The organism is Mycobacterium sp. (assembly GCF_035499775.1).
In the GTDB taxonomy this organism is placed as follows: Bacteria; Actinomycetota; Actinomycetes; order Mycobacteriales; family Mycobacteriaceae; genus Mycobacterium.
Map to the genome: position 1 here is coordinate 1 of NZ_DATJYB010000217.1, position 7280 is coordinate 7280.

A 7280-nucleotide genomic window follows, 5' to 3' on the forward strand; every position below is an offset into this window, starting at 1 on the left:
CTGCATACAAGCCCGCTACGCGGGCTGCGACGGGAAGCGTCGGCCCTGGCGGAAAGCCGAGTGGCCTAACCTTGGAGAACTCATTATTTCGGACCCGGGAGTCCAGCCATGAGATCGCGCCGTCTGACCGCCGTAGCCGCGACAGCGGGAATCGTCGCCCTTCGCCAGACCCGGCGCGCCGTCGTCATGCGACCCGGGCTCCGGGTGCTGCGTGCCTTTTTAGCCGCCGTCGCGTTGGCAGCGCTCGGTGTGATAATCGCGCCACCCGCAATCGCGGATATGGGATGCGGGCGCGGCCAGCCACCGCCGGGCGCGGCAAGGAAGGACGTCGGCGATGTCTACGGCCAGCCGGCCACGCTTTGGCTCACCAACCGCGTAGTCGGTATCACCACGAACCAGGGCTACGGTGAGGCAGCCATACCGAGCCCCAGCCCCATCGAGCGCACGGCGCTGCTCGTCGACGCCCAACGGGACGGCAACCACCAAATCATCGTCGACGCGGGCCGGGAGGCCCACCTCTACGCGGTGTCCGGCTGCACCATCACGCCCGTCATCGACGAGTCCGGCGCGTGCCTGGCATTGGCGCGTTGCCTGCCCGGTATGCCGTTCCTCTTCGACATGGGGCACCGGGCAGGCAACGGCGACGGCATAGGCTGCGACGACATGGGCGCCGGCCGTCGCCTGGTGGCGTTGCTCCCGAAGGCGGACAACGGTCAACTGACTGTGCGCCGCACCGAGATCGACGTGAATGGTACGACGGCCACCGTCGGCCGCACCGATACCGTCACCGCACCGTCGGAGAACGACCCCGCGTGGACAACGGCACACACCATCAGTTGCGGTAACCTGACCATCGCCAGAGACGGGCTTCGCGCAGGTAATTGACATGAACACCGGACGCGCGAACGCCTCCGCGCGGTCCGCGGTCGGTACGATCGTCAGCCCGCCGGCAACTTCACCACGCGCTGGGTGTCCTGATCGCTGACGTAGACAGCGCCGGTGGTGTCCACCGCGACGCCGGCCAGGCTGGTGCCGGTGACCGGCAGCACGGTTTGGTTGTTCGACCCGGCCGCCAACTTCAGCACCCGCCGGTTGTTGCGGTCGACGACATACACATTGCCCGTGGTGTCGACCGCTACATCGGTCGGCAGGTTGAGGCCGTTGAACGGCAGTACCGTCTGAGCGTTCGATCCGGCCGCCAGCTTGAGCACCCGGAAAGATTGTCGGCGCGTGTTGTTGTCGACGACATAGACGTTGCCGCCGGTGTCCACCGCCACCTCGCCGGGGCCTTGGAGGTCGGTGAACGGCAGCACGGTAGAGGCGTTCGACCCGGCGGCCAACTTCACCACCCGGAGCTTGTCAGCGTCGACGACGTAGATGTTGCCGGCGGCGTCCACCGCCACACCGGCGGGACCTTGGAGGTCGGAGACCGGCAGCACGGTCGAGGCGTTCGACCCGGCCGCCAGCTTCACCACCCGATGCTTGGGATAGTCGGTGACGTAGACGCTGCCGGCCGCGTCCACCGTCACCTCGCCGGGGTGGTCGAGGTCGGTGAACGGCAGCACGGTCTGGGTGCTCGAACCGGCGGCCAACTTCACCACATGACCGCGCGCAGTAGGTGCACCGCCCTCGTAGTCGACGACGAAGACATCGCCGGCGGCGTCCACGGCCAGACTTTGGGGATCTTTCAGCCCGGTGAATGGCAGCTCGGATTGCTGCGCCGCCGGCGTCGGAGGTGACGTCGACGGGGCCGTCGACCCAGCAGACTCGGCCTTGGACGTTGCCTGGGGCGACGATGACTTTCCGCTGCACCCGGTGACGGCCACGGCGGCGACGGCCACCAGAACGAGCGCGCCGATTCGGGAGTGTCGCCATCGCGGGTTTGGTTTCACCGCCGGTAGCGTAGCCGAGTCAGCCCGTCCACGGGCCGTCAACCACGCGGCAACTTCAGCACCCGGCCGTGGCCCCAGTCGGCGACGTAGACGGCACCGCCGCTGTCCACCGCCACACCGCCGGGGCTGTTGAGCCCGGTGAAGGGGAGCTCGGTGGTCGTTCCCGCGGCCAGCTTGAGCACTCTGTTGCTGGCATCGGTGACGTAGACGTTTCCGTCCCGGTCCACCGCCACACCGTGGGGCCCGCTCGGGGGGTCGCTGAGGCCGGGGAAGGAAACATCGGTTGGGTGGTAGAGCCCGCCCAGATTCTGCAGCTCATACACCCGGATGCTGCCTTCGTCACTGACGTAGACGTTGCCATTGCTGTCGACCGCCACCCCTGCGGGGAAGTTGAGGCCGTTGAACGGCAGCTCGTCGGGGGCATTCGAGCCTGCCGCCAGCCTCAGCACCCGGTGGTTGTCGTGGTCGGCGACGTAGACCACGTTGTGCGCGTCCACCGCGACACCGCGGGGGTGAACGAGGGCGAAGCGGCCGGTGAAGGGCAGCGTTTCGGCGGTGTTCGAGCCCGCTGCCAGCTTCAGCACCCGGTTGTTATTGGAGTCGGTGACATAGACGGTGCGGCCGCTGTCCACCGCCACGCCGGAGGGCCAGTCGAGGCCGGTGAACGGCAACGCGGTCGGCCTGGTCGAGCCCGCCGCCAGCTCCAGCACCTTGTTGTGGTCGTGGTCGACGACATAGACGCTGTCCGCGCTGTCCACGGCCACACCGTGCGGGTAGGCGAGGCCGGTGAGCAGCACGATCTGCCGAGACGACGGTCGTGGCCAAAGCAGGTACGCCAGCACGGCGACCACAGCCACGACCACGGCGACCGCGCCCAGCACGATCTTGGGTCGGCGGCTCAACCGTCGCGCCGGGGCGACCGGCTCGCTGCTCGGCGTCGACTCCGCGCGGGGCGGCAGCTCTGCGGCGTCGGTAGCCGACCGTGAACGCCCGGGGTCGGATACCCAGCTGAGCGTCTGCCGCTCGACGGGCCCGGTGATCGCGTCGTGGGCGGCCTCCGCCAACTCCATGATGGTGGCGAACCGCTTATCCGGATCTTTGGCCATGCCGGTGGCGATCACCTCGTCGAACCGTTCAGACACATTCGGTTGGCTGGTCGATGGTCGGGGCGGCGGGGTGGCGAGGTGTGCGGCAACCAGGTGCGCCATCGTGTCGCCGGCGAAAGGCGGGTCTCCGGTCAGGCATTCATAGAGCACGCAGGCCAACGAGTAGATGTCGGCGCGGGCATCCTCGTCGGCTCGGGGGTCCAGCCGTTCGGGCGCGATGTAGGCGAAGGTCCCGACCGTGCTGCCGGACTTGGTCATTCGGGTTTCGTCGGCGACCCGCGCGATCCCGAAATCGATCAAATAAGCGAACCCGTCGTCGTCAAGCAAGATGTTGGACGGTTTGATGTCGCGGTGCAGCAGACCGACCTTGTGGGCGGCCTGCAAGGCTCTGGCGACCTGGTCGACGATGCGCACGGCCCGGGCCGGATCCAGCGGCCCGCCGTCCAGCACTGTGTCCAGGTCGCGGCCCTTGATCAGCCGCATGCTGACGAACAGCCGGCCGTCGATCTCCCCGTAGTCGTAGATCGGGACCACGTGGGGGTTGTCCAACCGAGCCGCGGTGTGAGCTTCCCGGCGGAACCGGCGCTGAAAGTCCGCATCCTCAGACAGGTTTGCCGGCAAGACCTTGATGGCGACGACGCGGTCGGTGCCGGTGTCATGAGCGCGCCACACTTCACCCATGCCGCCGCGGCCCAGCAAGTCGATCAATCGGTAGCGACCGAACGGCGTGCCCTGCATTCAAGCCCCCTACGCGAAGCTGCCAGCACGATATCGCTTTACCGGTCGGGTATCCGCTGCCGCTCTACTTCAGTTGGTCGTCCCGACCGATCTCAAGCAGGCGTTGCCGAAGCTCGTTGGCCTGGGCCTCACCGACGACGGACGCGTACCGGTGTTGAGCCTTTTGCCAGAGCGTGAAGGCGTATGCATAGCGTTCCCGGCCCTGATCTGTGAGCGCGACCAGGGTGCTGCGCCGGTCGCGACTGCTTTTTTCCAGCCGGATCAGACCCTCGCGCTCCAGCGGGCGAAGCGAATGCCCCAGTCCCGAGCGGTCGAGTACGAGATCGTCGGCGAGCTGATTGAGCGTAGGCGGACCCTCGTCGCGATCGACGATCTCGGCGAGGATGGCGAACTGCGTCGAGCGCAGGCCGCTTGGCGCCAGCATTTCGTCGTAGAGCGCAGTGACGCGTCGGGAGGCCTTTCTCAGGGCGGTCCCATAGCAGTCACTCCCAGCCGAGGGTCCGGCGTCGTTCATCGCTCTTGCCTCCCTTGAGCCTCGATTGGCCGCGATCCCACCGATTTGGGCCCAGCCTCTTGCGCTTGCCATCTTACGGGCATATGCTCCTATTTTGAAATAGGCATATACCCTTAGTTTGCTAACCGAGTCACCCCGGGAACAGGAGACCACTGTCATGACCACATCGAACGCGAGCACCGGCAAGCTGGAAAACCAGGCGCCACACCTGGACTACTACCCACACTGGCTGGACAACCTCGCCGACGACGTCATCCTCCAGGGTGCCGTGTTCAACGGCGAATTGCGTGGTAAGGAACAGGTCGGCAGGATGCTGAGCTTCGCGCGAAGCCTGTACGCGTTCCAGGACTTCCGCTTCTACGGCATGCGCGGCGACCTCTTCTTGGAGGACTACCGCTCCCGCATCCGTGGCAGTGAGGCCTACCACCCGTCGGGAGTCGAGATCTACAACTTCGTCGTCGTGTACTTCAACGCCGCGGGAGAGACCAGTCAACTGGTCATGAACCACCGCCCGCAGTCGGCCGCCCTGCTGTTCTCGTCATTGCTGGCCGAGCACTTCGGCGAGGCTTTCGACCCGAGCCTCTTCTACGGTGGTGGCGATGCTCGCGCTCATTTGCTCGATCGCGACCTGTCCCGCGGTCTGTGGCCGGCGTCGTCTCGCTGACCTGATCGCGCGTCAGGTAGTCTTTGCGCGTCTTTGCCAGGTGGACCCGAGCGGTGGGAAGCGGTGTGACCACACGTTGGTTTCGAGGGGTCGCGCTGATCGGTGCCACAGTACTGGCCGCGACAGGGTTCGCGGGCTCAGCGCTGGCCGCGGCGCCTCCCACACCGGGGATGCAGGTCAAGGATCAAGACTGGAAATGTACCGCCGGTTTCGCAGCCCAGGGCAACGACGGTAGCTACTACCTGTTCACCAGCGGACATTGCAACCATCCCGAAGGCTCGCTGTGGACGTACGAGCAGGACGTTCCGCTCGGAAGAATCACCGCCAGCGAGGAACAAGGCGACCGAAAGGACGCCGCGATCATCCGCCTCGACCCTGGCGTCGGCGTGCCGGTGGGCGCCGTCGGCGGCAGGCCGGTCCGAGACGTGACAGGTCCGCCCCAGCTACAAGTGGGTGCGCCGTTCTGCAAGCTGGGCGCAATCACCGGTGAGACGTGCGGCGCCATCAGAGACTTGGACGGCGACGTGGTGATAGCCAGCGTGCCCGCCAAACCCGGTGACAGCGGTAGCTCGGGTTATGTGAAGAACGCGGACGGGACCGTGAGTGCGGTCGGCATCTTGTCGGGTTCACTCGACGGTGACGAGAACACCTCGGTCTTCGTCCTGGTGGAGCCGCTGCTCGGCCGGTGGGGTTTGCGTCTGCTCCTCTGATGTTTCTCGTGTTCGCGATCCACGCCTCAAACCTCTCGAGTACGTAGCCCGCGTCGGACGTCTCGGGTCGCAGGCGGCTGGACTGGCGATGACCCCAGGGCGGTGTCGACGAATTCTTCTCGCCAAAGTCGCATCGCCTTGTCGGGAATCGTCGCCGGGCGGGCCAGCGGACCCGATGGCGCTACCAAAATCGTTGTGCAGCAATGGGATTGAGCTGTCGTGCAATCGCACTCAACCCGTAGCGGTGGCTATAAGGCGGAAACGCCTTTGGCTCAGGGGCTGTCGTCGCGGTGACCGCAACGACGCCCAGCGTCCTATCAGCCGAGATCCGCCAAGCCAAGCCGCCGGTAATGCATCGCCCGCGGGCGCTGTCTCGCTAACCGCGAGCGGCGCCGGAGTCCGGTTCCATCGAAGCCCAAGCTCAGGCCCGGCGGAACTGCACGGTGTAGTCGATGCAGGTCAAGGGGAACCACTTCGCCTTGCTCTTCACGATCTCGTAGCTGGCGTAGCCGAGCTCGGCCTGGTGCTTGGCGAGCTGCTTGGCGACGCGCTCGTCGGCGGCCGACTGGGTGGCCATGAGGCTGGTGTAGATCCGCAGCACGAACTGATCGTCGACCCCGGTTGGCTTGAGCCCGCGGCCGTAGGTTGTCGTCCCGTCTGAGATTCCCATTTTGTGTCTCCGTTCCTCGTGGAGGACCGTCCCCCCGGACTGTCACAGCGCGATGCTACTCGTGGCAAAGCGCCGATGTGGGCGATCTCGCGGATGATCGGTGTCGGATTGTCCCGACCCGGCGCGCGATCGAGCGGATCGACTCACTCGTGCGGTGCCGATCATGACCGGTTCGCGCTCGTCAGCGCCAAGCCGCGGCCGTTCCCGGCCCGAGGTTGCTGGAGTGGCGGATTCACACGTTTCTCCAATGAATTCGTCCCCGGCGGCGTTCAGCGGAGCCGACACGTAGTGCTCAGTGGCCGTGGAATGAAGGGCGGTTCGTCGCCGCTAGACGGCGCTGCTGGTGGGGCTTGACAGAGCGTCGCGGTGACATCTCTATGAGTTTGCTCGATTCCGACCCTCAGCGATACGTCTTTCCGCTACGCTCCCGCCCGATCACTAACAAGACTGGGGTAGAGCCCGAATGACAGCCGTTGGGGGCGGAACATGTCGTATCCAGATCCGGGAAGCGCGGGTTGGCGCAGTCCAGGGCCGCAGCAAACGGGGCCCACGTCGCACATGCGGGGTGCGCGGCGCCCGCATAGTGTGGCCGTCGCCGCCACCCTGGGGTTCGTGATGGCCACTTTTCGGATATTGGCCGGGGTCCTGCAGTTCTTCCTGGCAGATCGGGCGGCATGAGGTTCGGTCGTGTTCTTCTACACCATGGCGGTGATCAACGCCATCCTGATCCCGTTTTTGATCGACTAGCGCCCTCCGTCTGAATCTCGTTTAGCGCAAGCGCGTCCTTCCTACGCTCCCTGGGCCATCAACTACGGAGAGGAACCGGTCTGCACCACACGATTCACATACCGCAACAAAGAATTCATGGCCACCAGTGGTCCGATCACCCTGGCGGCCGACAAAGGGGAGGTAAAGCACTATGAAGAGCATTTTTGTGACCGCGGTAGCCGGCGTCGGCCTTATTGCCGGCCTGCTTGTCGGCTGTT

The 7280-nt window shown here is 65.8% G+C and carries 6 protein-coding genes and 1 pseudogene; 3 read left to right on the plus strand and 4 right to left on the minus strand.

Annotated features, from left to right (window positions below):
• Positions 1–108 precede the first annotated feature (108 nt).
• Positions 109–885 carry a hypothetical protein gene (locus VML93_RS14115; RefSeq protein WP_325611478.1) on the plus strand — a complete coding sequence of 259 codons (777 nt, stop codon included), beginning with the start codon at positions 109–111 and terminating at the stop codon, positions 883–885.
• 59 nt (positions 886–944) lie between these two features.
• On the opposite strand, the pseudogene VML93_RS38590 reads toward VML93_RS14115, so the two are convergent.
• The 3 genes and pseudogenes from VML93_RS38590 to VML93_RS14130 all read right to left on the minus strand — a co-directional run.
• Positions 945–1454, minus strand: a pseudogene (locus VML93_RS38590) (serine/threonine protein kinase); the annotation flags it as partial.
• Positions 1455–1930: 476 nt separating this feature from the next.
• Positions 1931–3736, minus strand: coding sequence for a serine/threonine-protein kinase PknD (locus VML93_RS14125; protein WP_325611484.1), 1806 nt, complete (start codon positions 3734–3736; stop codon positions 1931–1933).
• 64 nt (positions 3737–3800) lie between these two features.
• Entirely contained in the window at positions 3801–4250 is a 450-nt protein-coding gene (locus VML93_RS14130; protein ID WP_325611486.1) for a MarR family winged helix-turn-helix transcriptional regulator, read from the minus strand.
• A gap of 157 nt (positions 4251–4407) precedes the next feature.
• Here VML93_RS14130 and VML93_RS14135 point away from each other — a divergent pair, with 157 nt between their 5' ends.
• Positions 4408–4914, plus strand: a complete 507-nt coding sequence (locus VML93_RS14135) for a hypothetical protein (protein ID WP_325611488.1) — start codon at positions 4408–4410, stop codon at positions 4912–4914.
• 65 nt (positions 4915–4979) lie between these two features.
• Positions 4980–5624 carry a trypsin gene (locus VML93_RS14140; RefSeq protein WP_325611490.1) on the plus strand — a complete coding sequence of 215 codons (645 nt, stop codon included), beginning with the start codon at positions 4980–4982 and terminating at the stop codon, positions 5622–5624.
• A 421-nt stretch (positions 5625–6045) separates the two neighbouring features.
• Here VML93_RS14140 and VML93_RS14145 read toward each other — a convergent pair whose 3' ends face one another.
• Positions 6046–6294: a hypothetical protein gene (locus VML93_RS14145; protein WP_325611491.1), complete on the minus strand. Its 249-nt coding sequence runs from the start codon at positions 6292–6294 to the stop codon at positions 6046–6048.
• Positions 6295–7280 lie beyond the last annotated feature (986 nt).

Coding starts and splice junctions, on each gene's coding strand:
- VML93_RS14115 (WP_325611478.1), top strand. CDS start 109: ATGAGATCGCGCCGTCTGACCGCCGTAGCCGCGACAGCGGGAATCGTC.
- VML93_RS14125 (WP_325611484.1), bottom strand. CDS start 3,736: ATGCAGGGCACGCCGTTCGGTCGCTACCGATTGATCGACTTGCTGGGC.
- VML93_RS14130 (WP_325611486.1), bottom strand. CDS start 4,250: ATGAACGACGCCGGACCCTCGGCTGGGAGTGACTGCTATGGGACCGCC.
- VML93_RS14135 (WP_325611488.1), top strand. CDS start 4,408: ATGACCACATCGAACGCGAGCACCGGCAAGCTGGAAAACCAGGCGCCA.
- VML93_RS14145 (WP_325611491.1), bottom strand. CDS start 6,294: ATGGGAATCTCAGACGGGACGACAACCTACGGCCGCGGGCTCAAGCCA.